Genomic DNA, 25,033 nt, shown 5'->3' on the forward strand with positions numbered 1-25,033 from the left:
GGTCAGTCTTTCGGTCGGGGGAACGTATCGCGTCATTGCATCGTGTAGACGTCGATATCGAAATACTTGTCGTTGATGGCCTGATAGGTGCCATCCGCGCGGATTTCCATCAGTGCAGCGTTCAGTTTTTCGCGCAGTTCGTCGTCTTCCTGACGCACCGCGATGCCGACGCCGTCGCCGACAAATGCCGGGTCGGTGATCGGGTCACCCGCAAGTTCACAACAAGCACCATCATCGGACTTGGTCGTCCAATCGAGCATCGGAAGCATGTCGCCCACCTGCATGTCGATCCGGCCACTGGCCATGTCGAGGTTCACCTCGTCCTGGGTCGGGTAAAGGCGAATGTCGGCGTCTGGATAGGTGGCTTCAATGAAATCGGCCTGAGTGGTGCCGGATTGGGCACCGATGACCTTGCCGCTCAGCGCCTCGTTGCTGAATTCGGTGATGTCCGACCCGACGGGCACAACGTGGGTCATGGCCGCGAGGTAATAGGGATCGGTGAAGTCCACCTGTTTCTGGCGCGCTTCGGTGATGAACATCGACGCGATGATGAAGTCGTATTTGTTCGCCAGAAGGCCGGGAATGATCCCGTCCCAGTCCTGCGCGACAACCTCGCATTCCACTTCCATACGCTTGCACAGCTCAAGCCCGATTTCCACGTCGAAACCGGCGATTTTTCCGTCCGCTTCGATATAGTTGAACGGGGGGTAGGCGCCCTCTGTCCCGAGCCGCAGCGACTGCGCCCACGCCGAAGTCGCCATCGAGGCGGCAATGGCGGTCGTCGCCAGCACCGCGGCCAGTTTGTTCTTGAGTTTCATCTAGTTTCCTCCTCTTGGTTCTTGATTGTAGTTATTTCGCCACTTGCGCGACAGGGTCGCCCACATGGCCGGTAAAGCGCCCATAAAGCTCGGCGAATCTGCTCAGTCGATCTTCGACGTCACTTCCAAGCTCCATGAACACGCTGTTGATCAGCAGATTGCAGAGGCTCGCCATCTGCGCCGTGGAATCCCAGAACTGGTTGAACTGGGTCGGCACAGCGAAAACTTCGTCCGCGACGTCATGGCCCCAATCGCAGAATGGATCGGTGACAAGGGTCACGGGAATACCGGTTGCCTGCGCTTCCTGGGCCAGAACCTTGGCGAGCCGGGAATACCGGCGCGCTTCGAAAATCAAGAGGCAAGAGTCCTTGCCAGAGGCCAGAACCTCGGCAAAATTACCGCCCGCCAGGTCGACCAGTGACACCCCGTCGCGCACATATTGCATCTGGTTCGCGAAGTACTGGGCAATACCTCGTTCTGTCTGAAAGCCTGCCACATGGATGTTATTCGCGCTGGCAAGCCGTTTGACCACCCGAGGCCATTCGGGCATGCGGGCGCATTCATAGACGCTCACCACTGCCGCGATTTCCAACTCCATCCCACGTGTCAGATGCGCGTCACCCGCCGCGGCGCTTTTCTGTAATTCCTTCAGCCGGTCGCTCATGAGCCAGGGATAGTCCGCGATATCACTTTTCAGGTGATCCTTGAGGTTCTTGAAGCTTGTATACCCGATGGAGCGGCAGAACCGCCCGACTGTCGCCTCGCTGACCCCGACCTTTTTCGCGATGCTTGCGGCTGTTTCGAATGGCAAATCCGCCAAGGCGCCGCTCATGTAGCTGGCAATCGCCTTATCCGCTTTCGTCCCCTCCTTCAGGGCATTGGACAGGCGGGTCTTTATTGGAAGTGACAAAGGCGGGCCTTTCGGAATCAAGTGGATAAGTAGCATAAGGAATGAAAGATATATTTCATATAGTCAACAATTTTATAGTTCTGTCATTTTGATTTTGTTATTCTGGCTTTCGCAAACAAGCAGATCATGTCGCCCATTTTAAAATCCGTGCCTGGCGCGAAACCACCGTTCTTGCGAGGCGCAAGGAACGGCCGGTCTGTTCCCTCCATTCCAAAGTCTCGACAATGCCCAATGACCGGTACAGGCGATCGTCAAATCGTGTCAACAGTGCAGCATTCGGTGCTTTGGGGTCGATCAGAACTACCGCTGCGGCGCGAACTCAGGCCCGGTCCGGTTGGCGAACGGCAAGCGCCGCCCGCCATCGTGGTTCAAATGTCGGTTTGCCCGGCGATGCTCAGCGCATCTTCATGTTCGACGGCAAGGTATCTGACAGGGCTGTCAAAACTAGTGTGTCCGAGCAGCAGTTGAACAGCTCTGAGATCTCCGGTCTTGCGGCAGATCTCCGCCGCCTTGGTCCGGCGTTGCGAATGTGTGCCGTATCCGCTGGGTTTCAGGCCGATAGCGGCCACCCAATCCCGTACAAGCCGGCCATTTTGGCGCATTGAGATATGTGGGCGGTCATGAAACCGGCTGGGAAACATGATACGGCAGCCGAGCATTTCAGGCGACATGATCCACGCGGCAATGGTATCCCGCGTGTTTTCAGAGAGTTCGAACTGAACGGGCCGCTGTGTTTCACTCCGAAACACGGAGACCCTTTTGCGAATGCAATAGTCCCTCACCAGGTCATTGACGGCCAGTTTCACCAGATCGCATTCGTGAATCTTACTATCAATCGCCACGTTGAACAGAGCAAGATCGCGCAGGTTGCGTGCCAGTTCGAGCCGCGCGCGGATCGCCCAGACCTGTTTTGGTAACAGAGGCCGTTTCTGGCCGATGATCCGCCCCTTGTTCCAGGCTCTTCGTTTCGTGGCGAGAGCGGGAAGTTGGACGCTTGGCATGGTTTGCTCTCCAATCTTTCCGCCACATCGGGTGGTTGTTCAATGCGGATACGTTGCAGAAGCGCCCTGCCATCGGGGCGGTCGGGCGCTGACCGGCGGCGCGCAAAGCGCGCCTTGAATCCGGGCATGGGTGCACATTTCTGAGGTCAGCTAAGTTGCGAGTCCTGTAGATTCACCCCTCCAGAATTTTCACACTATGCACGAATGACCGGAACCACCGCCGCGCTGCGTCATGGAATTCTGTGCAATTGCAGAATACTCTCCGCTGCGAGCGCACGCAGCGAGAAATCGGCATGTCGGCTGTGGGCTCTTTACAGCCATTCGCCGCGTGCGGGCCCAGTGCCCGGTATGCCGGCGGACCCTATCCATCAAAGATGAACTGGCGGCTAGCTGAGGAGCCTATCCGCCCTCGTCTCTTCCGATCCGTCTCAATCCGTCGAAGTCGATTTCCTGCTTCTGTTCCGCAGTGAGAGCCGGCCGGATTTCCGACACCGGCTGGGGCCCGTGGACGTCCCACATCACCGCATGCCCGCCTGTACTCCAGCGATAAACCCAACCAACAGTGTTGCACCCATCGGTCCCGATCAGATTGGCGATCGCGACGCCCTCACCTTTATCATCGTTCACTGTTTACTGACTTCCTGCACTTTGGCTCTTCTTTTGCGGCGTGACGTGCTTTGGTGCTTGCTTGCACCGCATGCCGCACTTGGTGGATGTTGGCTGATTGCTCTTCCTGAAAGAACTCACTTCACATGAGGACGCACGAAGCTAGGCGTCCCAAAAATTCTTTGCTGTCAAATCCTGTGGTCGGGCTCCGTGGCGGCTTCGACAATCGACAAGACTTCTTCTTTGTCAAAGCCAATGACCCTCGCCAGAACTGTAAACTCCACGACGTCGATTCGGCGCTCGCCGCTTTCGAGACGCGCCACAAACGACTGGTGGCGTTTGAGCTTGGCCGCCAACTGCTGCTGGCTGAGACCCGCATTCTGACGTGCATCAACCAACGCACGGACGAGCGCCAACTGGCCATTTGTTCTGATTGTTTTTGCCACGCGTCACATACCTTTTGTGACGTCGCTAGCGGATGAAATCTGTTATCTAAAAAGTAGATATTTGAGGGTGTTATCGGCGTCTGGTTTCCGTTGGGTGCAAGCCTGATGCACACCCGATCGCCCATCAATCCCCCACCAGTTCGAGAAACCGGCCGTAGTCCTGACTGACTTCACGGGCTTCTTCGAAGGCACGCGCACGCTCCTGCTCCAGGCAGCGAAAGTAGTCCTGAATGTCCGTGATGTAGACCTCGAAGTCCTGCCGGATGATGTCAGCATAGTCCCGGGCGGCCTGCGAATCGCTTGGAACGAACGGTCGGACCGGGGCGAGGCAGGACCCGGCCTGGCTTGCGACCGGAGCGAGCATCAGCAAGGCCACAGCCTGAATCTTCACCCATCGGCTCAACCGCAGGTTTCTGAAACCCCTATTTTCCTTGATAGATGCCAATGGCCGTGCCTAGAGTTTGAGTAACCGAGATACAGCCGTATCTGCTGTAATATATCATTGCAGTTAATAGTATACTATCGTAACACTGGGCTTCAAGTAGGAATGCCCGGGCGTTGCGTGTTTGAAGAAAGCGTGAGCCGGGCCATGAACTGGGACATCGAAGCACCAAATGTGGTTACGGAAGCACGTTTCCGCGAACTCGTGGAAAGCGGCTATAGCGCTGAAATCCTGTGCCAGGAGTCGGCACACAAGAAGGGCCCGAGTTATTACGGGGTCTGGATCATGCGTGTCGTCTCTGACGAGGGCGTGGAGAAGCTACTGGTCACGGCCCGCACCCGGACGACCTATAACGACATCAAGATCCGCGAGTTCAAAACCATCACGGGCGTGGTCTCCTTCCTCATCGGGATCGGTTTCTCCCACGCCGATGTCCCGCTCGAAGAAGGCCAGCGGACAACGCACACGCTGGCTGCGACCGACAAAGGCAGCAGCAAGTAGCCTTCTCCTTGTCTGGTATCTCGCGGGTCCCGCAACTGCGCAGATGGTGCTGGTCATGGAGAGCGATGGCTCTCTGACCCCGTCTCGCTCTCAGGACAGATTTGCGCGCAACTACAACGACGGCATCGGCCAGGGGTCTGCTGCTGATGAGTTGGCAATCCTCGGAGAAGATGAACCAGCTATTGAACATGACGCGTTGCGTTTTGCAGCACTCACCCGTCCGGCACCCCTGCCCCGCGCCGATGTTCTGGCGGCCATCGAGGCCACCGCGCTTCGTTACGCGGGTCATCCCGGATTGCGCCGCACGGAGCTCTCGGTTCGCGACTGGTTAACCCTCTACCGCGCCAATATCGAAGTCGAGAGCGCCTACCGGCAGGATGCGGTCTCGAGTGCTGGCGCCATTGGCCTCGGTCAATTGATGCCCGCGACGGCGCGCGACCTTGGTGTCGACCCGCGCGATCCCCTTCAGAACCTCGACGGGTCCGCCCGCTATCTTGCAATGATGCTGGAGACGTTTGGTGATCCGCGGCTCGCCCTCGCAGCCTACAACGCCGGACCGGATGCGGTCCGCCAGTATGGCGGCATTCCACCCTACCGAGAAACCCAAAACCACGTCGCGCGCGTCATGGCCGTCGTGGCCCGATTGGAAGGATCAAATTCATGAAACAGATTTCAAACCTATTCGTCGCCGCGCTGGCGATCTGCCTGCTCATTGCCGAACCCGCCCTTGCGCAAAGCATCGATCTCTCGCCGATTCAGAGCCTGTTGCAAGGCATCGTCGATGCGCTGACCGGCCCGCTTGGCGTCGTGATCGCGACGCTCGCCGTTCTGGGCGTTTTCCTGAGCTGGTTCTTCAACATCATCGATCTGCGCCAGGCGCTCTGGGTGCTTGTCGGCATCGCCGGTGTTGCCGCCGCCCCCACCATCGTTGCCGCGGTCTTTGCCGGTGGCTGAGCGCTCGCCTCTCTTTCTGGGCCTCGTGCGGCCGCCGAAGCTTCTGGGTCTGCCCATCATGTATGCGATGGTCTGGCTATTTGGCTCGGTGCTCCTGTTCGTCTGGGTCCAGCACATCGCGGTGCTGGGCGTGGCCGCCCTGCTCTACCCTGTGCTTTGGAAGGCTGCAGATTGGGACCCGCGCTTCATAGATGTGATGATGACGGCGCTGCAGGAAACCCCACCGACGCGCAACCGCTCTATTCATGGCGGGGACAGTTATGCGCCCTAATACTGCCATGGGCGAAACGCTCGATCCCCGCACCATGACGCCGAACTGGTATGCCCGCGAAACCCGCCTCGCGCATATGCTGCCTTATGTCAGCCTGGTCAATGACCGCACCGTGCGGACGCGGGTCAACGAGCTTTTCCAGTGCATCCGTCTCGACGGGGTCAACAGCTATACGACCGATGATGCCTATCTCGATAAGGTGACCGCACTCTTCGCCCGGATCATCGCGCAGCTGGGGCCGGAGTTCAGTTACTACGTCCACAAGGTCTCCAAGGCGATCACACCGGACCTCGAGCCCGTGCGCGAGGACAGCTTTGCGGGGAAAGTTGACCGTGTCTGGCGCGAGAAACTCGAAACAAGCGGGCTGCGCGACAAAACCCTGACCCTCACGGTCATTCATCGCCCGCCTCCCAAAAGTGTCCTGCCGTTCCTGAACCGCAGCGCGCCGGACCGGCTGAAAGAGGCCACGCAGAAACGATTGCGTCGGTTGGGCGAGGCCGTGAGCGTCTTCCTGTCGGGCCTGACGGAGCTGAACCCGCGGGTGCTGACTTCTGAGAGCGGCGAGTTGATCGGCTTTCTGGGCGCGCTGAACACCGGCCAGGAACTGCCGCTCTATCCGGCGAACACCTATGGCTTCCTGTCCTTCAACGCCGCCAACACGCGAGTGACGTTTCAAGGCGATCACTTCGAGCTCTCCGAAGGCGTCGTGGGACACCGCTACGGCAAGAGTTTCACCATCGGGGAATACTCGGAAGGCACGTCCTGCACCATGTTCGACATGCTGAACCTGCCCGTCGACATGATCGTCACCCATTCCTTCACGCCGATCAATTCGAACCTCATGGCGGGTCGCATCAAGCGGCAAAAGGGGGTCTGATGCCGGAGGGGGCAGAATAGTACGTTAAGGGGCTTTGCTTACCTTTTGGACCACCTGTATTCGCCGGTGAGGAGGATGTGGGCCCATCCGAGGGGCGAGATGTGCGCCAAAAGGTCAGGAGAGCAATCCAGTTCCGACCGACGACGTCCAGCCACAGCTTTGCCAAGATGCTTGGTGTTCCAATAGATGATGGTGGCGGCGAGCAGGTTCAGCCCGGCCATCCGGAAATGCTGCCCCTCAGTTGTTCGATCTCGGATTTCGCCTTGGCGCCCGATGCGTAGGGCATTCTTGAGGGCATGGTGCGCTTCGCCCTTGTTCAGGCCGATCTGAGCCCGGCGTTGCATGTCGGCGTCAAGCAGCCAATCGATGATGAACAGCGTCCGTTCAACCCGTCCTATTTCCCGTAGTGCCACCGCAAGCTCATGCTGCCGAGGATAGGCGGCGAATTTTCGCAACAGTTGACTTGGAGGCATTGCGCCCGCCACCATGGTGGCCGCGCTGCGCAGAATGTCGGGCCAGTTCGAACTGATGACGGGTTCCCTGATCTTGCCACCGATCAAACCTTTCAGCTCTTTTGGGCAGGATGTTGGATCGAAGAGGTAGAGGCGCTTGGATGGCAGATCACGGATGCGGGGTATGAACTGGAAGCCCAGCAGAGCGGTGACGGCGAAGACGTGGTCGGTGAAGCCGCCAGTATCGGCGTACTGCTCTGTGACCTTTCGCCCGGCGTCGGTCATCAACAGGCCATCCAGAATGTAGGGCGCTTCGTTCACCGTGGCCGGGATAGTCTGGGTGGCGAAGGGGCCGAACTGGTCGGAGACATGGGTGTAGGCTTTCAATCCGGGTTCATGGCCATACTTGGCGTTGATCAGATTCATCGCCTCGCCTTGGCGCGTTGTGGGGAAGAACTGCCCGTCACTGGACGCGGTGACACCGCTGCCCCAGAACCGGGCCATCGGCAAGGCAGATTGGCCTTCGATAACTGTGGCCAGGGCGCGTGCCATTGCCTCGCTTTCGACATGCCACCGCGACAGGCGCGAAAGTTGGAAATAATCATGGGTATTGGTGGCCCCGGCCATTTTGCTGAGGCCAAGGTTCAGTCCTTCTGCCAGCAGCACATTCAGCATGCCGACCCTGTCTTTGCACGGGGCGCCCGTGCGCAGATGGGTGAATGCTTCCGTAAAGCCGAGCTCGTCGTCCACTTCGAGCAGGAGGTCGGTGATCCTGATTTCCGGCAGGCGGCTATAAAGATCAAGCACCATGGCATCGGCCTCTTCGGGGACAGCAGCCGTCAGCCGGTCTATTTTGAGGGCGCCGTCTTCGATGGACCCGCCCGGAATGACACCGGCCCTGGCGGCGCGGGCCAATCGCTGTAGGCCCGCGGCCAGGCGAGACTTCCGATCCTCCAGCCAGGCATCCGGTTCGAACGGTATGGCCAACTTTGGCGTGACCCGGGCGACTTCGGCTGGGACCAGCGCGTCCTTTAGATCCCCATACCTGCGGGAATGTGCGAGCCAGATATCACCGGAACGGAAGGCATCGCGCAGATGGCACAGGACCGCCACGTCCCACAGTCGGTACCCATCATCGTTATTCAGGTGCCGATGCCATTTCGAGGTTCGGCGCAGAAAGGTCACGGGCCGGTCGGCGGTGGTTTCCGTTCCTGCGACGATAGCGGTGGCGGAGAGTAACGGTTCGGCTACCGGTGCGGCCTGAATATCGAGTGCCCGCAACATGCGGGGCGCATATCGTCGGAAGCGATGATACCCGTGAACAACGTGCGCGAGCGGATCGGCAGCCAATGTGTCGGTGAGTTGGGCAGCGGTGGCGACAAGCCCCCTGAGCGATGCCCAGCCTCCCGCGTTTTGAACGGCCTCAATCAGGGGCGCCTGATCTTCATACGCTTCCAGCAGCGCTGATCCGAGGTTTGAGAACCCCTGCAAGGTGTCCTTCAGAGCCGCCTTTGCGTCATTCGCCTGGGCATCGCACGCGCGTTTCGCCTCGCGCCATGTCTTCCCGACGATCCGGTCATGGGTTTCGACCACAGCATCGGCAATGGCACTGCGCCATTCCAAAGCGCAGACCGCGACGATGGCAAGGCGGCGGTCGCCTGAAATATCCCGCAGATCGCCGGCGAAATACCGTTCCCCTTGCCGTCGGAGGCGAGCAATGCGGTGAGGCGGAACATCGGACAGGATGGATTGATCCAACGCTGTGCCCTGCAAGAATTCAAGCCGGTCGAGCAGGCGGTTCATATCGGCCGAGTTTCGGCCAACCTCGAATTGGCGCAGCCAGACAAAGCGGGTGACAGAGCTGTCCGCGCTTTCAGTCAGCAGTGCATCAAGCTGGCCGCGCAATTCATCATTCAGCCGGTCGGCAATCCGGGTGTCGATCCGTCGCTCGGCAGCGACAAGTGCATCCGCGCAAAGACGTTCGATAACCGTGATCCCAGGTAGAATGGTTTGGGTCGCCCGGCACTTCTCTGCAAAGCGCCGGGCCAGATCCTCGTTCGACCGGGCGGTTTCGGCTTCGCTCTCCAGCCAGGTCTTCAGGTCGCGCGCCCCTCGACCAGTAAACATCTTGTAGCCGTAAAGATTGCGCAGGGTGGCCAAGTGGTCACGGCGGGTTTCCTCCCTCGTTGCATAGTCTGCCAGATCATCGGGTCTCAGCCCGAGTTGCGCCGCCAAGAAGCGCGTCACTGCCGCAGGAATGACCTCACCGGGCGCCAGCACCCGACCTGGGTATCGCAGCGCGCAAAGCTGCAGGGCGAAGCCGAAACGATTGTGGGGGCGGCGACGGGCGCGGATAATTTCCAGATCGTCGTCCGCCAAGGTGTAGTGGCGCAGCATCGACGCTTCTTCAGTTGGCATGTCAAGCAGCGCCGCCCGCTGGCGGTCGGTCAGCATTCTCCGGCGAGGCATGTGGTTCCTTCCAAAATCATGAACATGGGTGTCCGTAAGAGGATCGATCAGCGGACATGTGTCACAAGGGTTGGCAAGGGCAGAGAAACCACGCCCCAACATATCTCGTATAGCTGGTACGATTTGATTCGCACATGTGGCCCCTTAATCGTACAATTTGAGCATGACTGTGACCAAGATTGGCTATGCCCGCTGTTCGACCGACAAACAGGATCTGACCGCACAGCGGCAGGTCTTATGCGACTTGGGGGTATCGGAGGATCTCATCTATACCGACCACGGGCTGACGGGCACCAATCGCGCCCGCCCCGGTCTCGACCAGGCACTGGCAGCCGTGCGCGAAGGCGATGTGCTGGTCGTGCCAAAACTGGATCGCCTTGCCCGGTCCGTCCCCGATGCACGCGCTATCGCAGAACAGTTGGAAAAAAAGGGCGTCAAGCTCGCCTTGGGGATGTCTATCTACGACCCGACAGATCCCATGGGCAAAATGTTCTTCAACATTCTCGCTACCTTTGCCGAGTTTGAGGCCGATCTGATCCGGTTGCGCACGAGAGAAGGCATGGCCATCGCCCGTGCAAAGGGCAAACTCCGTGGAAAACAGCCAAAACTCTCTGAAAAACAACAGAAAGAACTCGCCCGCATGCATGCAACCGGCGAGTATTCTATCAGTGATCTGGCTGAGCTGTTCGCGGTCTCCAGGCCAACGATTTACAGAACCCTGCACCGCACAGGGGCCAAAATCAGCCCTTAGCGTACTATTCTGCCCCCTCCGGCATCAGATCCCGTTTAGGCAAACACCGCGGGTTCGCTCTGTTCACCCGTCGTCGCTTCTTCCGATCCTCGTCAGCGCATCGAAGTCGATTTCTTGCTTCTGTTCGTCACTTATATCCGGCCGGGTTTCCGATACCGGCTGGGGCCCTTGGACGTCCCACATCACCGCATGTGAGCCTGTCCTCCAGCGATAAACCCAACCAACAACACTGCACCCATCGGTCCCGATCAGATTGGCGATCGCGACGCCCTCACCCTTATCTTCGTTCACTGTTTACTGGCTTCCTGCACTGCGGCGCTGCGAATTGCGGCGTGGGGTTGCAGAGCGTTCACTACGACCGCGCGCCGGGCTTCTTTGATGTTGGCTAACTGGTCCTCGATGAGGAAATGATCATCAGACCGGGAAAGTGGGTTCCCGTGTTCTCAACAATTCATTGGCTTCAAATCCTGTGGTCGGGCTCCGTGGCGGCTTCAACGATCGCCAGAACCTCGAACGGGTCAAAGCCGATGGCGCGCGCCAAGACGACCAGCTCGACAACGTCGACCCGGCGCTGGCCGCTCTCAAGGCGGGCAATAAGGGACTGGTGGCATCTGAGCCTGTCTGCCAGGTCTTTCTGACCAAGGCCCGCTTTGACACGGGCGTCGACCAACGCCTGACAGAGTGCCACTTGTCCCTTGCTTCTGATTGTCTTTGCCACGCGTCACATACCTTTTGTGACGTCGCTAGCGGATGAAATCTGTTATCTAAAAAGTAGATATATGAGGGTGTTATCGGCGTCTGGTTTCCATGGGCTGCAAGTCTGATGCTCCCGAGGTTGCCCATCAATCCCCTACCAATTGCAGGAACCGGCCATATTCCTCGCTGACTTCGCGCGCTTCCTCGAAGGCGCGGGCCCGTTCACCGTCGAGGCAACGGAAGTAGCTCTGGATATCCTGAATGTAATCTTCGAAGTCGCCGCGGATGATATCCGCATAGTCCCGCGCGGCCTGCGAATCGCTTGGCAGGAAAGGACGGGATGGCGCAAAGCAGGATTCCGCCAAAACCGGCCCAGGAACGCAGATCAGAAGGGCCATAGCTTGCAATGGGAGCAGGCATGTCAACCTTGGGTTTCTCAAACCTGTTATCTCCTTGATCGCGGACACTGGCCGTGACTAGTGTTTGCGTAACCAAACTACAGCCAAAGCACGATATTACATCTTGCGGTTGATAATATACTATCGTAACTCTGGGCTTCAAGTAGGAATGCCTGGGGTCGCGCCATTGGAGAAAGCGTGAGCCGGGCCATGAACTGGGACATCGAAGCACCAAATGTGGTTACGGAAGCCAGGTTCCGCGAACTCGTGGAAAGCGGCTATAGCGCAGAAATCCTGTGCCAAGAGTCGGCACACAAGAAAGGCCCCAGCTATTACGGGGTCTGGATCATGCGTGTTGTCTCTGATGACGGGGTGGAAAAGCTCCTCGTCACCGCCCGCACGCGGACGACCTACAACGATATCAAGATCCGCGAGTTCAAGACGATCTCCGGCGTGGTGTCTTTCTTCATTGGCCTTGGTTTTGCGCATGTCGACCTGCCGCTTGAGGCGGGGACAAGCCGTACGCACAAATTTGCGCCGCCAGACAAAGCCCCATCAGACAAGGGCGCTGGCAGCTAACCTCGTCTGTCTCTGGCTGGTCGCAGCACCTGCCTCAGCGCAAATGGTCCTGGTCATGGAGAGCGACGGCTCCCTGACCCCGTCCCGCTCTCAGAGCAGCTTTGCTCGAAACTACAATGAAGGGATTGGTCAGAGTTCGGCCTCCGATGGGATCGCGATCTTCGGCGAGGTAGAGGCCGAGCAAGAGGGCGTCCAAGTCGCGGCCCTTGCCCGCCCGACTCCCCTGCCCCGCGCCGATGTCCTCTCCGGGATTCAGACCACGGCCTTGCGCTATGCCGGCCATCCCGGCCTGCGTCGCGCGGGGCTTTCCGTGACGGATTGGCTAGCTCTCTATCGAGCCAATATCGAGGTTGAGAGCGCCTACCGGCAGGATGCGATTTCAAGTGCAGGTGCCATTGGCCTTGGTCAATTGATGCCAGCGACGGCGCGTGATCTGGGCGTCGACCCGCGTGACCCTCAACAGAACCTCGACGGCTCTGCCCGCTACCTCGCGATGATGCTGGAGCGCTTCGGCGATCCGCATCTGGCGCTGGCGGCCTACAACGCCGGTCCCGACGCCGTGCGCCAACACGGTGGCATTCCCCCTTACCGAGAAACCCAGAACCACGTGGCCCGTGTCATGGCCGTCGTGGCCCGATTGGAAGGATCAAATTCGTGAAACAGATTTCAAACCTCTTTGTCGCCTCGCTGGCGCTATTCCTGCTGATTGCCGAGCCCGCCCTTGCACAGAGCATCGATCTCTCCCCGATCCAGAGCTTGTTGCAGGGCATTGTCGATGCGCTGACCGGCCCTCTTGGTGTGGTCATCGCCACACTCGCGGTCCTCGGCGTTTTCTTGAGCTGGTTCTTCAACATCATCGACCTGCGCCAAGCGCTTTGGGTCCTCGTGGGCATCGCTGGTGTTGCCGCCGCTCCCACCATTGTTGCCGCGGTCTTCGCCGGTGGCTGAACGCTCGCCCCTCTTTCTGGGCCTCGTGCGCCCGCCGAAGCTTCTGGGCCTGCCCATCATGTACGCGATGGTCTGGCTCTTCGGCTCTGTGCTCTTGTTCGTCTGGGTCCAGCACATCGCGGTGCTGGGTTTCGCCGCCCTGCTCTATCCGGTGCTGTGGAAGGCCGCAGATTGGGACCCGCGTTTCATCGACGTGATGATGACGGCCCTGCAGGAGACACCGCCCACGCGCAACAGGTCCATCCATGGCGGGGACAGCTATGCCCCGTGATGACGCCCGTGGTGCTGCGCTCGATGCCCGCACAATGACGCCAGACTGGTATGCGCGCGAGACCCGCCTCGCGCATATGCTGCCCTATGTAAGCCTCGTCGACGACCAGACCGTGCGGACCCGGGTGAACGAACTCTTCCGCTGCATTCGGCTCGAGGGGATCAACAGCTACACGACCGACGATGCCTATCTCGACAAGGTGACGGCGCTTTTTGCCCGCATCGTCGCGCAGCTCGGGCCGGAATTCAGCTATTACGTCCACAAGGTCTCCAAGGCCATCAAACCTGATCTCGACCCGATCCGTGAGGACAGCTTCGCAGGCGAGGTGGACCGGCGCTGGCGCGCAAAACTCGAGACCAGCGGGCTGCGCGACAAGACGCTGACGCTCACCGTCATTCACCGTCCGCCCCCGAAAAGCCTCCTGCCGTTCCTGAGCCGCAGCGCGCCGGACCGACTGAAGGAGGAGACCCGCAAACGCCTGCAGCGCCTCGGTGAGGCCGTGAACGTCTTCCTCTCGGGGCTTACCGAGCTCAAGCCGCGCCTGCTGTCAGCAGGATCGGGAGAGTTGGTGGGATTTTTGGGCGCGCTGAACACGGGCACCGAGCTGCCGCTCTACCCGGCCAACACCTACGGCTTTCTGTCCTTCAACGTCGCCAATACCCGCGTGACGTTTCACGGCGACCATTTCGAGCTCTCCGAGGGCGTCGTGGGCCACCGCTACGGCAAGAGCTTCACCATCGGAGAATACTCGGAAGGCACCTCCTGCACCATGTTCGACATGCTGAACCTGCCAGTCGACATGATCGTGACGCACTCCTTCACGCCGATCAATTCGAACCTCATGGCGGGCCGCATCAAGCGGCAAAAGCGCCAGATGCAGGCGAGCCAGGACGCCGCCCTATCGCTTATGGAAGCGCTCGACATCGCCGCCGATGATCTGGAGGCCAAACGCCAGAGCTTCGGTGAGCACCACATGGTCGTGACGATCTTCTGCGAAACGCTCGAAGAGCTGCAGACGCTCAGCGCCGAGATCGTGAATGCCGCCGCGACCGAGGGCGTGAAAATGATCGGCGAGCGGGTCGCCGCAAAGGCCCATTACCTCAGCCAGCACCCCGGCAACCAGCCCAAGCGTGTCCGCGCGAGCGCCGTCACCAATCGCAACTTCGCGGATTTTGCGGCCTTCCACCGGACGCAGCTCGGCAAACCCGCAGCACTTACCCCTTGGGGCCGGGTCGTCACTTATTTGCCCACGCCGGAGCAGAGCGCCTACCGGTTTTCCTACCACGAGCAGGGCAGCCCGGACAAAGAACCGACCAGCGGGCATACCCTGATCATGGGTCGGCCCGGGTCGGGCAAATCGGTGCTGTCCGCCTTTCTGATGACGCAAGCCCGTCGCGCAGGCGCGCGGATCTTCGTCTTCGATTACCGTCTTGGTATGGAGATGGCGGTCCGCGCCAATGGCGGGCGCTACGCGTCCCTGAACGCCGGTCAGCCCACGGGCCTCAACCCGCTCTGGACCGAGACCGATGCGCGCGGCACCGCCTGGCTCTCGGACTGGCTTGCCACCCTGCTCTACCGCGCCGACAAGCCGCTCACTCCTGCCCAGACCAATCGCATCCAGGAAGTCGTGCGCCAGAACGCGCAGGCCACAAACCCGGCCCTGCGGAACTGGCGGGATTTCGCATCGCTTTTTGTGTCCACCGACGATGGCGGCGATCTGCACCAGCGCCTGCTCGAATGGACCGAGGACGGCCGCTATGGCTGGATCTTCGGGCAGAGCCTCGAGGACACGTTCTCGCTCAAGGGCGATGTGGTGGGCTTCGATCTGACCGGCATTCTCGACAGCGAGGCCGACAAGGAACGGATGGCGGTCCTGTCCTATCTCTTCCGCCGGGTCGAGCGCGAAATCGAGGACCGCCGCCCCACCATCATCGTGATCGACGAGGCCTGGAAGGCCCTCGATAACGCGTATTTCGCCGAGCGGCTGTCGAACTGGCTGGTGACAGCGCGCAAACAGAACACGGTCGCGGTGATGATGACGCAATACGCAAGCCAGCTCGAGCGCACCCGGACCGGCAAGACCATCATCGAGGCGGTGCCGACGCAGATCCTGCTCCCCAATATCCGCGCGCAGCCAGCGGACTACGCCATGCTGAACCTCACGGAGAAGGAGCTCGATGTCCTTCTCAACACGGGCAGCAACAGCCGCTTGGCGCTGATCCGCGACGATCAGGGCTCGATCGTCGTCGATGCCGATCTGAGCGCGCTTGGACCCAATCTCACCATCCTTGGCGGCATGGAAAAGGGCGAAGCGCTTGTCGGCGCCGATTACCGCGACCGCCCTGATTTCTGGAGGCTTTCATGACCCGTATTTTGATGTTCGTTGCCGCGCTCGGTGCGTTGGCCTCCTGTGCCCAGTACCAGGAACCGCAGGCCAATTGCTTCACCTTCCTCGCCTCCACGACAGCCATCTCGCCTGATTGCACCTTCACGCCCCTTGGCGCACCGGAGGGCGACATTGAAGTCTAGCCTGCCTCATATCCTGGCCCTTTGCCTGCTGCCCGGTCTCGCTTTGTCTCAAGGCGTGCCGACCAATGACAGTGGGCTGACCGCGCGTGACATCGTCGAGACTGGCGATCGCGAGGCTGACTTGGCCGTTCAGGCCGACAAGCTTGCCGTGCGCGAACTCATTGCCGAGATCGAACGGGAGCAGCTGGAAACCCTGCAACGCATCCTCGATGCCCAGACCAGCTTCGGCGGTCAGGGCTTGCCGGCTATGGTCTCGGGGCTGGAAAGCGGCAGCGGGGATCCGGCCCGGTCAGTCGAGGCGGTCTATGGCAATGCCGACATCGACCCCAATCCCGGCGGTGCGCAGATGTTCGGGGATGCGGCGGAAAACATCGAGCAGCTCATTATCCGCGTGGCTCAGGAGACCAGCGGCTTTGCCGGCGTTGGCCGCGCGGGCCTCTCCCCGGTCCAATGGCGCGCACTCCTACAGGCGCTGATCTGGCAGGAAAGCCGTTTCACCATCGGTGCACGCTCTCCCGTCGGCGCCTTTGGCCTCACCCAGATCATGCCCGGTACCGCCAGCGATCTGGGCATCAATCCGGAATACTATGACAGCCCCTACCTGCAGGTGCATGGCGGTGCACGCTATCTCGCGACACAGCTCAACACCTTCGACGGCAATATCATCAATGCGCTCGCGGCCTATAACGCGGGACCCGGCCGGGTTTTCGAGTATGGCGGCGTGCCACCCTTTCGCGAGACCCAGCACTACGTCCAGGTGATCCCCGAACGCTATAACCTCTATTTGACCCGTATCGGCGGGATCGAAGCGCTTGGCACGATCGACCCCGCGCTTCTGGCCAATGCCAACCTCTCGCTCACTGGGCACGGCGCGGCCTTCTATGGCAACAACTCACCCGCCGCGATCAGGCAAGCCGCCCTACGTATTGCGGATATCGTCGAACGGATTTCCGAGACCGAGGATGTGCAGGAGAGCGTTGCGCTCAACACTTATGCCCGCGCCGAACTCGTGCGCCTCGTCGCTGCACGCATCCGGCTTCAGGCGGCACGCACCCGCGTGCTCTCCGCCGAAGAGCTGGCCCAGGCCAGCGCCCGCATGGCCGAAGGCGCGTTCATGGATTTTACGATCAGGGAGATTGAATGATGGGACATCTGCTCTTGAGGACAGCTTTGGCCACGACACTTGGGGTTGGTCTGCATCTTGGCGCCCTATCCCCCGTCCTCGCGCAAGGCGTGCCCGTCGTCGATACCCAGAACATCGCGCAAAACATCCAGCAGCTGCGGCAGATGATCGAGGACGAGATCTTGCAAAACGAGCAGCTGACGCAGCTCCGCGAACAGCTCGGCCTTCTCACGGACCAACTCGCGGAGCTGCAAAGAACCTACGAGGCCCTCACCCGCCTCGCCGAACTGCCGGAGATCATCCGGACGGAAATGGAAGACGAGTTGAATGGTCTGCTCGACCAGGAGTTCGGCGACATCCTCGCCACGATTGAGGCGATCAAGACTGGGGATTTCTCCGGCCTGTCCGGTTCTGGCGCAGGCGAGATCGAAACACAGATGGACCGGGTGCTGGCCGATCTCGGATTTGACGATGACACCCTCTCGGAAATGGCCACCAGCGGCAATCCCGGGGCCAACCGCGTGGCGACGCAGGCCACCACCGGTGCCCTTGTCTCGGCCGCCGCCCAGAACAGCTATGAGGATGCCGGCCAATCGCTCGAGCGGGTGGACCGCCTTGTCGGGCTCATCGACGACATGGATGAGCTGAAGGAAAGCGTCGATCTCAACACCCGCGTCACGGCGGAACTGGCCATCGCGCTGGTCGCCATGTGGCAGCTCGAAGCGGTGCAGACCGTGGGCGATGGCACAGGCGGCGTGATCGATGCCGCCACCATCGCCGAAGAGCAGCGCTTCATGGACTTTACGCTGCCGGACCTGCGCGCAGACTGATTTGAGGCATGACGCGTGGCGAGTGAACAGGAAATCATCGAAGAAGAGCTGGTCTATGGTGCTCTGCGCCGTGAACGCCTCTGGCAGCGCCTTGGGCTCATCGGGCTCATCTTCGGCATTCTCGGATGCCTGAGCGCGGCGGCTGTCGCGATCCTCGATGTCGATCCGCCGCCTGTGGTCGTGCCCTATGATCCCGCCACCGGCTTTGCCCTGCCCGAGGCTTCGGTGGGCGCGACGTCTGTCACAGCCAACCAGGCGATCATCGAGGCGGAGGTCTTCCGCTACGTGACCGACCGCGAGGTCTATAACCAGCTCGACAACGACCTGCGCATCCGCAGCGTCCTGCGCCGCTCGGACGGAGCTGCCGAGAGCGGGTTGCGCCAGATCTGGAACAGCGCCAACGAGAATTACCCGCCGACCGTCTATGGCCCCAACGCCAGGCTCGACGTGGAAATCCTCAGCATCAACCGGATCGGAACCAACCGCGCGACGGTCCGCCTGCGCAAGCGCCTGACGTCCATTAACGGCACCCAGACCGGCCTCTTCACTGCGACGCTTCTCTTCGAGTTCCGCCCGGAGACCCGCCGCTCCATCGACGAGGTCTGGACCAACCCCTTCGGCTTCACCGTGCGCGAATATTCCATCCGCTCCGACAGATTGGAGAACTGACGTTGTTGTATATGAGATCGCTTATTTTTGTCATTGCCCTGTTGCCCGGCCTCGCCTCTGCCGAAACCATCCCGCGTGGCGGTCCCAACGACAGCCGAGTGCGCTTGGCCACCTACCAGGAGGGTCAGGTCTACCGTCTCAGCGTGTCGCTCACCCATGTGACCACGGTCGAGTTCGGGGAAGGCGAGAGCATCCGCTCGATCATTGCGGGCGACACGGAAGGCTTCGAGATCGACGGCGTACCCGGCGGTCAGGCCTTCGCGATCAAGCCGGTGGCGCGCGGGGTGCATACCAATGTGACCGTCTACACGAACAGGCGCAGTTATTACTTCAACGTCCAGGAGACCCGCAGTCCGACCTTTTACGTGGTCCAGTTCCGCTACCCCGAAGACAATACGCGGCCCACACGTGCCATCGCGACCCAAGCGCCGAACTATAATTACGGTGCCAGCGCGCGGACCGAGTTCACCCCTACCCGTGTCTGGGATGACGGGACGTTTACGTATTTCGAATTTCCGCGGAACGCGCCGGTGCCTGCGATCTTCCGCTACGCCAATGGCCGTGAGCGCACGGTCAACACGCAAGCCACCGAGGACGGCGTGATCCGGGTTTCAGGCGTCAACCGACAATGGGTGCTGCGGATCGGAGAGGAGGTGGTCTGCATCGAGGCCACACCACCTGCGGGGGTAGGCTCATGAGCGATACTGGAAACGCAGACCTCGAGAAACGCCTCGCTGCTCTCGAACAAGGCAAGGGCGCTGGTTCGCCCCCTGCCCCACGGCGCTCACCGCTGCTCGCTTTGGTCGTCGTCCTCGTGATCGGCGCGGGCGGTGCGTTGCTCTATCTCATGTCCCAACCCGAGGAAGAGGAAGCCCTTCCCACGGCCACGCCGGACGTGTTCCAGAACGAAGGCGACGGGTTCGGCGCCATCGAGACCTTGCCCCCGCCCGAGCCCGAGGTTGTGTTCGTCGCACCCGATCCGGTCGAGCCCAATGCTGAGCTTTTGGCGCAGATCACCGCGCTGCAGGCTCAGATCGAGGAATTGCGCAACGCCCCCGAGCCGGTCGTCGAGGAAGACACCGCCGCCGCAGAGGCGATCGACGCGCTGACCGCTCAGATCGCTGCGCTCCAAGCCGCCTCGGAAGCCGCACAGCAACGATTCCAGGACGAACTGACGGCGCGGGATCGCAGCCTTGAGCAACTCCGCATGGATCTGGAACTGGCCCAACTCGAGGCCAACCGCCCGCTCCCCGCACCCATCGGGCCCACCGAGGACGAGTTGCGCGCGCGGGAAGAAGAACGGCTCCGCCGCGAGGAGGAAGCACGGCGACTCGCGGAACTTGAACGCCGCGCGGCCGAGGAACGCGCCTTCCAGGAGCGCCGCATCACCTCACCCACCATCGCTTTTGGCGGCACCTCGGGCGCAAATGAGACGGCGCTGACCGAACGGACTTTTGGCGAGGTTACGGATTTCGTGTTGAACGGCGCGCTGCCCACGTCCGTGACGCAAGCCGAGGTCATCGCCAATCCCTCCAACACGATCATCCAGGGCACGATGATCCAGGCCGTCATGGAAACCGCCCTCGACAGCTCCCTGCCCGGCCAGACCCGTGCCGTGGTCTCCGAAGATGTGTTCAGTTTCGACGGTTCTCGGCTCTTGATCCCGCGTGGATCCCGCCTCATCGGGCGGTATCGTTCGGGCGTTGATATCGCGCAGCGCCGCGTCACCATCGCATGGGACCGGATCATCCTGCCCGATAATCAGACCGTCCAAATCAGCTCCTTCGGGGGTGATGAGTTGGGTCGCTCAGGTGTGACCGGCTTTGTCGATACGCGCTTTGATGAGCGCTTTGGCTCGGCAGCGCTGATTTCACTGATCTCCGCCGCACCAAGCGCCGCCGCCGCAAATGTCCAGGACGAAACAGCCGCGGACGTGCTCGAAGACGTGGGCGATGATCTAGCGGATGCCACGGACAGCGTGATTGGCGACTATCTCTCCATCGGCCCCGTCATCTATGTCGACCAGGGCGCGCGCGTCACGGTGATGGTCGACCGCGATCTGGAGATATTCTGAGCCCATGTCGCTGAGCTATCTCGAAACCTCCCTCGACCGGATCGAAGCCGCGGCCCGCGACGATGTCATCGAGATCTGCATCAACCCCGACGGCTCCTGCTGGGGCGAATTCCAGGGCGATCATTTCATGCGCAAGCTGGACCAGGCGCTGACCGCGACGGACGTGAAGGACCTCGGCAACCAGATCGCCTCCTCCGCCAACACAACGTTGAGCAAGGACCGCCCGATCGTCTCTGTCTCGATCACCTACAAGGGGCGCCCGATCCGCGCACAGGTCATCACCCCGCCTGCTGTGTTAACGGCGATGTCGATCAGCCTTCGGTTCTTCTCAAGCCTGCCGCTTGACGGGATTGCGCTTGATTTCCTTTTTGGCAAGGAGCGCAAACTCGAAGAACTCCGCCTCGAGAAAACCCACGAACTGCGCGCAGTGGTGGCCGCAGGCGTGATCGACGATGCGCTGGCCTTTTGCGTCTACAACAAGCTCAACATGATCGTCTCTGGCGGCACCTCCACCGGCAAGACCGTGGCTGCGCGCAAGATCCTCTCGCACGTGCCATCCGAGGAACGCATCGTCACCATCGAGGAAGCCGCCGAGCTTCTGCCGACCCAGCCTAATGCCGTGACCCTCATCGCCAATCGCGATGCGGAGTTCCAGACCGCCGATGTGCTGCTCACCGCAACGTTGCGCATGCGCCCCGACCGGATCATCCTGGGCGAGGTGCGCGGCAAGGAGGCCATGACCTTCCTCGAGGCGATCAACACTGGCCATGGCGGGTCCATGACCACGCTGCACGCAGAAACCCCGCAACTTGCCGTGCAGCGTCTGGCCATCGCCGCACTCAAGACCGAGATCCCGATGACCTATGCCGACATGATCCAATACATCGAGAACTCCATCGATGTGATCATCCAGGCCGGTCGCCACGATGGCCGGCGCGGCATCACCGAATTTTACCTCCCGGGCGCAACTGAGATTGGAACTTCCCGATGAAGACATTTGAATACGACATCCTGTCCTTTCCCATGACCCGAAAAACCAGTCTCACCGACATGCAGGCCAGCCTGAACGCGAAGGGGGCCGAAGGCTGGGAGGTCGTGTCGATCAGCTCCTCGGAATTCGCCAATGTGGGACACACTGTCTTCCTGAAGCGCGAGACCACACCCGCCAGAGCCACGGCATGAGGCAGGCGGGCTGTACCCTCGTACTGACTGCGCTGGTCCTGGGCCTGACATCGGCACCCGGCTTCGCTGAGCGCAATCTCGTGCCGACCCTCGAGCGCAGTTTCGACGTCTGTCCAGAACGGCCCGCTGAACCCGTGTGGATGCAGGAGATCCCCCTGCGCCAAGCCTATCAGCGCGTGCTGGTTCAAGACATCTACCGAGCCCAAAATCTTGAACGCATCGTAGAGACTGGCAGCTGCGCTTGCGAGATCCGGTTCCCGTCCTGGGACGATGCCGAGGGGGCGTTTCGTGAGCACCACGCCAGTGACGAACGCTGGGAAATGCTGCAGGCCTCGGACGCCTACAACCGCCGCGCCAGCGCCGTCCGCCCTGCCGCCAAAGCCATCTGCGAAGCTGCAGGCAATTGGTAGAGTAGTCCCGTTATGAGCGTCGTCACTTATTTCGTTGAAACCTCCCAGGGCTATCTCGACACCGCCGCCGAAACCCAGTTCGGATCGGTTGCGGCAACGGTGGGCACACTTCTGGTGCTGGGAACAACACTCGTGGTGATCCTCGTCTTCCTGAACATGATCTACCAGTATAAGGCGATGGACGGGCGCACGGCCTTTTGGCTCGCGGTCAAGATCGGGCTCATCGGGATATTTGCAACCAACTGGGTGCAGTTCAACGCCCTCTCCTCCGCCATCTTGGCCGGGATCGACAGCATTGCGGGGGCGCTCGTGGCTTCGGTCGGCGGTGGAACTCCTGGCCCTTCTGGAACTTTCGCCGAAGAATTCGACCGTTTGATCGCCGAGTTGGGGGACTACTTGAATGCCGCAGGTTCAGAGTTGAACTGGATGGCCGGCGCCATGCTCGACATTGTCGGGGTCCTCTTGCTCTCGATACTCGGCGGGCTGGCCGCCTTCATCCTTGTGGCATCCCGCCTGATGATCGCACTTCTAATCGGGATCGCGCCGGTGATGATCTTCCTCACCCTCTTCGAGGTGACTAAAGATTACTTCGCACGCTGGCTGTCGGCACTGGTTTCCTTCGCACTCTACCCAATCGTCGTCGCAGGGGTGTTCGCAACGATCACTGGCGTCTCTTCCGCTCTGATCGGTGAGCTTGGCGACCCGGAAGGGGCTTCAAACATAGGCGCGCTCATCCCCTTCTTCATGATGGTCCTCATGGCCAAGGGCTTCATCATTGCCACGCCCTTCATCGTCCGCGCGATCTCCGGAAACATCATGATGCCCGCCCTCTCCGGTGGTCTCGGCGGTGGCTACAGCTTTGCCCGCGCCGCAATGGGCAGCCAGCAGGCCTACAATCGCTATCTGATCGGCGGGGCAAGTGGCGCAGAATACGCCGCCCTCAGGGCGCGGCAGTTCTTCGGCGTGCAGCAGATGCCCGTGAGGCAAGGCATGGGGCAGACGGGTTCCGCAGGAGGCACAGGATCCGCAGACTCGGGGGCAAAAATGCTGGCGCAGCTGGCGAGACTGGGTCGACTTGGACGACGGTGACGGCCCTTTGCGGAACTTCGCCTTTCGGTCTGAAGCTGTATTGAAGCGCACGCCCGCCGCCGGGAGCGTCCTTTGCCATCCCTCTGCCTGAGAAACAGCGCACCATTGGCCTGCGAGGCGATTGCAAATTAATGTTTTTCATACAGTAGCGCTCACCTCAATACTCAACCCATTGTTGTGTGCAGCCAACCAACCGCTATATTTACCGACATGAAGCAAGAAAGCCGTTGATTCACGAGGAGCAATTCAATTTGGCAAAGCAGTCAAAGACACTAGAATACAGGCGTGCGCGTTTCTTAGACGACGGGCAGAACCTAGAGGGACTGGTGCGGCAGGCATGGGGCCAGTTTGCCACGCAGGCTGAGCGAACAATCACATTCAGTGATGACAGATCAAGCTGTGGCCTTAGGGCTCGGGACTGCAACGGAAACGGGTTTGCTATTCATTGCGGACGTTACACCGATGGTCAGGGTGTTGGGACAATTCCAACAGTCCCCGCGCCTGAGGTTGAAGTAGGTGAGCGTCCGCCAGAGCCGGGTGAGAACTTCCTCAACTCGGACCTAATGGCTCTCATCTCCGGCAACCACGTCATCTGCATGAACTGCGGCCGCAATGCGGGCTCACTACGAATTTATCTGCAACAGCTTTTCCGAAAGGCTGGCCTGCCTGACGAATCTCGTCAATTTGAGCTTGTCCGTATTGGTAGCCCCGACAAACTCGCCATCATCGAGGCTGTAGGCGTCAAGAGCATTGATCTTGAGGTGGACATCTCCGAGGCCACCGCGTTTGAGGTGATCGAAGGCGACGGTGGTGGCGGCATGTGGCAGTCCATCAAACAGAACTTTGGTGGGGCATTTGCGGCCGTGACGGCACGTGATGAGTCGGTAGAGCAATTGCGTCGCGCTGAACGCGGCACCGTGAAGGTTTCGATCAATGTGCCCAAGGGGGACCTTGAGGCAGCAAAACACGGACTAGATGACTTTGCCGAGGAAGTAGTTGAAGATGAAGATTCAGATGCCTTTGTGATCCACCTACGGGACGGGGCCACTATTAAACCGAACGAGGTTTCTGTTCGGAAACAGGTCAAGCTAGAAACGGCCGCCAACTCCGTGAGCGTCTTTCAAGCGTGGGACGCGATGGAAACCTACATGGGCGAGCTGAATGAAAATGGGCAGCTAGAGGCGTAGGGTGGAAACATTGAAGCGAACGGACTGGTGGAGGCTGACACAACTGGTTGTGGCTATCGCCGTGTCAGGCTTCATTGGCTATCGCTTCCAGCCGATGGTTGCGAACAACCCCAACGCCGTGAACACGGTCGTCACGATATTTTCAATCCTCGCGGGCTTTCTAATCGCCGTGATAACATTCATCGCGGAGCCGACACTACAACAGGCCCGGACTTGGGATGAATTGCAGCGGATGAAGGACACGGTCCGGCGAAAATTGATCCGCCAAAAACTGCTGTTCTTCCTCTACCTGCTGACACTCGGAATTGCTCTGGCAATGTTTCTCACACCTCCAACCATGCTGGAGCTGCTCAAGTGGCTACAAACCGTATTTCTGGGGCTTGCCACATTTGTTTTTCTTGCGTCGTTTTCACTGCCCGGTTCGCTGATGAAAATTCAGATGGAACGCTACGAAGCCGTTCTACAGGACTCACGACCCAAGGTCGTAGCCGACGCCAAGAAGGCGGCAGAGCAAGTAAAGAAGCGAAATCGGTAGTTACAGCCCCACCGT

General features: G+C 60.2%; 32 protein-coding genes and 1 pseudogene. 23 read left to right on the plus strand and 10 right to left on the minus strand.

The window, feature by feature from the left end; all coding sequences use genetic code 11:
* Positions 1–32: 32 nt before the first annotated feature.
* From ACOQFT_RS22895 to ACOQFT_RS22920, 6 genes are all read right to left on the minus strand, one after another.
* Complete coding sequence (locus ACOQFT_RS22895) at positions 33–818, minus strand: ABC transporter substrate-binding protein (protein WP_421600104.1); 786 nt, start codon at positions 816–818, stop codon at positions 33–35.
* Between the two features lie 31 nt (positions 819–849).
* Positions 850–1,728, minus strand: a complete 879-nt coding sequence (locus tag ACOQFT_RS22900) for a MurR/RpiR family transcriptional regulator (protein ID WP_421600105.1) — start codon at positions 1,726–1,728, stop codon at positions 850–852.
* A gap of 368 nt (positions 1,729–2,096) precedes the next feature.
* Entirely contained in the window at positions 2,097–2,729 is a 633-nt protein-coding gene (locus tag ACOQFT_RS22905; RefSeq protein ID WP_067547908.1) for a tyrosine-type recombinase/integrase, read from the minus strand.
* A 399-nt stretch (positions 2,730–3,128) separates the two neighbouring features.
* Positions 3,129–3,356, minus strand: a complete 228-nt coding sequence (locus tag ACOQFT_RS22910; protein WP_025054198.1) for a hypothetical protein — start codon at positions 3,354–3,356, stop codon at positions 3,129–3,131.
* Between the two features lie 167 nt (positions 3,357–3,523).
* Positions 3,524–3,781, minus strand: coding sequence for a helix-turn-helix domain-containing protein (locus tag ACOQFT_RS22915; protein WP_025054199.1), 258 nt, complete (start codon positions 3,779–3,781; stop codon positions 3,524–3,526).
* Positions 3,782–3,905: 124 nt separating this feature from the next.
* Complete coding sequence (locus ACOQFT_RS22920) at positions 3,906–4,145, minus strand: hypothetical protein (protein ID WP_174416544.1); 240 nt, start codon at positions 4,143–4,145, stop codon at positions 3,906–3,908.
* A 225-nt stretch (positions 4,146–4,370) separates the two neighbouring features.
* On the opposite strand from ACOQFT_RS22920, the gene ACOQFT_RS22925 reads away from it, so the two are divergent.
* From ACOQFT_RS22925 to ACOQFT_RS22945, 5 genes and pseudogenes are all read left to right on the plus strand, one after another.
* Entirely contained in the window at positions 4,371–4,724 is a 354-nt protein-coding gene (locus ACOQFT_RS22925; RefSeq protein ID WP_025054201.1) for a hypothetical protein, read from the plus strand.
* Positions 4,725–4,767: 43 nt separating this feature from the next.
* Positions 4,768–5,388, plus strand: a complete 621-nt coding sequence (locus ACOQFT_RS22930) for a lytic transglycosylase domain-containing protein (protein WP_421600106.1) — start codon at positions 4,768–4,770, stop codon at positions 5,386–5,388.
* Positions 5,385–5,678, plus strand: coding sequence for a TrbC/VirB2 family protein (locus ACOQFT_RS22935; RefSeq protein WP_421600107.1), 294 nt, complete (start codon positions 5,385–5,387; stop codon positions 5,676–5,678). The genes ACOQFT_RS22930 and ACOQFT_RS22935 overlap by 4 nt, the downstream gene beginning before the upstream one ends.
* Positions 5,671–5,949 carry a type IV secretion system protein VirB3 gene (locus ACOQFT_RS22940; RefSeq protein ID WP_008327373.1) on the plus strand — a complete coding sequence of 93 codons (279 nt, stop codon included), beginning with the start codon at positions 5,671–5,673 and terminating at the stop codon, positions 5,947–5,949. Before ACOQFT_RS22935 ends, ACOQFT_RS22940 begins: the two co-directional genes overlap by 8 nt.
* Positions 5,939–6,817: pseudogene (locus ACOQFT_RS22945) on the plus strand (type IV secretion system protein B4); the annotation flags it as partial. The gene ACOQFT_RS22940 and the pseudogene ACOQFT_RS22945, both read left to right, overlap by 11 nt.
* 47 nt (positions 6,818–6,864) lie before the next feature.
* On the opposite strand, the gene ACOQFT_RS22950 reads toward ACOQFT_RS22945, so the two are convergent.
* On the minus strand, positions 6,865–9,747 hold the full coding sequence (locus ACOQFT_RS22950; protein ID WP_421600108.1) for a Tn3 family transposase: 2,883 nt from the start codon (positions 9,745–9,747) through the stop codon (positions 6,865–6,867).
* A gap of 163 nt (positions 9,748–9,910) precedes the next feature.
* On the opposite strand from ACOQFT_RS22950, the gene ACOQFT_RS22955 reads away from it, so the two are divergent.
* Complete coding sequence (locus tag ACOQFT_RS22955; RefSeq protein WP_054540554.1) at positions 9,911–10,498, plus strand: recombinase family protein; 588 nt, start codon at positions 9,911–9,913, stop codon at positions 10,496–10,498.
* Positions 10,499–10,561: 63 nt separating this feature from the next.
* Here the strand turns inward: ACOQFT_RS22955 and ACOQFT_RS22960 are convergent, their stop codons facing one another.
* The 3 genes from ACOQFT_RS22960 to ACOQFT_RS22970 all read right to left on the minus strand — a co-directional run bounded on the left by ACOQFT_RS22960 (position 10,562) and on the right by ACOQFT_RS22970 (position 11,592).
* Positions 10,562–10,789, minus strand: coding sequence for a hypothetical protein (locus tag ACOQFT_RS22960; RefSeq protein ID WP_027238601.1), 228 nt, complete (start codon positions 10,787–10,789; stop codon positions 10,562–10,564).
* A 169-nt stretch (positions 10,790–10,958) separates the two neighbouring features.
* Positions 10,959–11,216: a helix-turn-helix domain-containing protein gene (locus ACOQFT_RS22965; protein ID WP_017470289.1), complete on the minus strand. Its 258-nt coding sequence runs from the start codon at positions 11,214–11,216 to the stop codon at positions 10,959–10,961.
* Positions 11,217–11,340: 124 nt separating this feature from the next.
* Entirely contained in the window at positions 11,341–11,592 is a 252-nt protein-coding gene (locus ACOQFT_RS22970; RefSeq protein ID WP_008327366.1) for a hypothetical protein, read from the minus strand.
* A gap of 210 nt (positions 11,593–11,802) precedes the next feature.
* Between ACOQFT_RS22970 and ACOQFT_RS22975 the strand changes: the two genes are divergently transcribed.
* The 17 genes from ACOQFT_RS22975 to ACOQFT_RS23055 all read left to right on the plus strand — a co-directional run bounded on the left by ACOQFT_RS22975 (position 11,803) and on the right by ACOQFT_RS23055 (position 25,018).
* Complete coding sequence (locus tag ACOQFT_RS22975; protein WP_008327368.1) at positions 11,803–12,171, plus strand: hypothetical protein; 369 nt, start codon at positions 11,803–11,805, stop codon at positions 12,169–12,171.
* Between the two features lie 43 nt (positions 12,172–12,214).
* Positions 12,215–12,829, plus strand: a complete 615-nt coding sequence (locus tag ACOQFT_RS22980; protein ID WP_017469729.1) for a lytic transglycosylase domain-containing protein — start codon at positions 12,215–12,217, stop codon at positions 12,827–12,829.
* Entirely contained in the window at positions 12,826–13,119 is a 294-nt protein-coding gene (locus ACOQFT_RS22985) for a TrbC/VirB2 family protein (RefSeq protein WP_009503803.1), read from the plus strand. Before ACOQFT_RS22980 ends, ACOQFT_RS22985 begins: the two co-directional genes overlap by 4 nt.
* Positions 13,112–13,390 (plus strand): type IV secretion system protein VirB3, encoded by a 279-nt coding sequence (locus ACOQFT_RS22990; RefSeq protein ID WP_008282962.1) that lies wholly within the window; start codon positions 13,112–13,114, stop codon positions 13,388–13,390. Before ACOQFT_RS22985 ends, ACOQFT_RS22990 begins: the two co-directional genes overlap by 8 nt.
* Positions 13,380–15,755 carry a type IV secretion system DNA-binding domain-containing protein gene (locus ACOQFT_RS22995; protein ID WP_197922769.1) on the plus strand — a complete coding sequence of 792 codons (2,376 nt, stop codon included), beginning with the start codon at positions 13,380–13,382 and terminating at the stop codon, positions 15,753–15,755. The genes ACOQFT_RS22990 and ACOQFT_RS22995 overlap by 11 nt, the downstream gene beginning before the upstream one ends.
* Positions 15,752–15,919: a hypothetical protein gene (locus ACOQFT_RS23000; RefSeq protein WP_008327378.1), complete on the plus strand. Its 168-nt coding sequence runs from the start codon at positions 15,752–15,754 to the stop codon at positions 15,917–15,919. The genes ACOQFT_RS22995 and ACOQFT_RS23000 overlap by 4 nt, the downstream gene beginning before the upstream one ends.
* Positions 15,909–17,063, plus strand: a complete 1,155-nt coding sequence (locus tag ACOQFT_RS23005; RefSeq protein ID WP_173585991.1) for a lytic transglycosylase domain-containing protein — start codon at positions 15,909–15,911, stop codon at positions 17,061–17,063. Before ACOQFT_RS23000 ends, ACOQFT_RS23005 begins: the two co-directional genes overlap by 11 nt.
* On the plus strand, positions 17,063–17,872 hold the full coding sequence (locus ACOQFT_RS23010; RefSeq protein WP_040884167.1) for a type IV secretion system protein: 810 nt from the start codon (positions 17,063–17,065) through the stop codon (positions 17,870–17,872). Before ACOQFT_RS23005 ends, ACOQFT_RS23010 begins: the two co-directional genes overlap by 1 nt.
* Before the next feature lie 15 nt (positions 17,873–17,887).
* Positions 17,888–18,541 carry a virB8 family protein gene (locus ACOQFT_RS23015; RefSeq protein WP_043755065.1) on the plus strand — a complete coding sequence of 218 codons (654 nt, stop codon included), beginning with the start codon at positions 17,888–17,890 and terminating at the stop codon, positions 18,539–18,541.
* A gap of 11 nt (positions 18,542–18,552) precedes the next feature.
* Positions 18,553–19,239: a TrbG/VirB9 family P-type conjugative transfer protein gene (locus ACOQFT_RS23020; protein ID WP_181417252.1), complete on the plus strand. Its 687-nt coding sequence runs from the start codon at positions 18,553–18,555 to the stop codon at positions 19,237–19,239.
* The gene (locus ACOQFT_RS23025; protein WP_110281121.1) at positions 19,236–20,615 is read left to right on the plus strand and encodes a TrbI/VirB10 family protein; all 1,380 of its coding nucleotides are present in this window, start codon (positions 19,236–19,238) and stop codon (positions 20,613–20,615) included. The genes ACOQFT_RS23020 and ACOQFT_RS23025 overlap by 4 nt, the downstream gene beginning before the upstream one ends.
* Before the next feature lie 4 nt (positions 20,616–20,619).
* Positions 20,620–21,606 carry an ATPase, T2SS/T4P/T4SS family gene (locus ACOQFT_RS23030; RefSeq protein WP_379559939.1) on the plus strand — a complete coding sequence of 329 codons (987 nt, stop codon included), beginning with the start codon at positions 20,620–20,622 and terminating at the stop codon, positions 21,604–21,606.
* Positions 21,603–21,797 (plus strand): DUF4177 domain-containing protein, encoded by a 195-nt coding sequence (locus ACOQFT_RS23035; protein WP_085818105.1) that lies wholly within the window; start codon positions 21,603–21,605, stop codon positions 21,795–21,797. The genes ACOQFT_RS23030 and ACOQFT_RS23035 overlap by 4 nt, the downstream gene beginning before the upstream one ends.
* Before the next feature lie 140 nt (positions 21,798–21,937).
* On the plus strand, positions 21,938–22,207 hold the full coding sequence (locus ACOQFT_RS23040) for a hypothetical protein (RefSeq protein ID WP_421600109.1): 270 nt from the start codon (positions 21,938–21,940) through the stop codon (positions 22,205–22,207).
* Positions 22,208–22,219: 12 nt separating this feature from the next.
* Positions 22,220–23,296 carry a type IV secretion system protein gene (locus ACOQFT_RS23045; protein WP_379559943.1) on the plus strand — a complete coding sequence of 359 codons (1,077 nt, stop codon included), beginning with the start codon at positions 22,220–22,222 and terminating at the stop codon, positions 23,294–23,296.
* Between the two features lie 251 nt (positions 23,297–23,547).
* Positions 23,548–24,483 (plus strand): hypothetical protein, encoded by a 936-nt coding sequence (locus ACOQFT_RS23050; protein WP_348393623.1) that lies wholly within the window; start codon positions 23,548–23,550, stop codon positions 24,481–24,483.
* Between the two features lies 1 nt (position 24,484).
* On the plus strand, positions 24,485–25,018 hold the full coding sequence (locus ACOQFT_RS23055; protein WP_348393622.1) for a hypothetical protein: 534 nt from the start codon (positions 24,485–24,487) through the stop codon (positions 25,016–25,018).
* The last annotated feature ends 15 nt before the right edge of the window (positions 25,019–25,033 follow it).

It is taken from the genome of Ruegeria sp. MALMAid1280 (assembly GCF_049195285.1).
Lineage (GTDB): Bacteria > Pseudomonadota > Alphaproteobacteria > Rhodobacterales > Rhodobacteraceae > Ruegeria.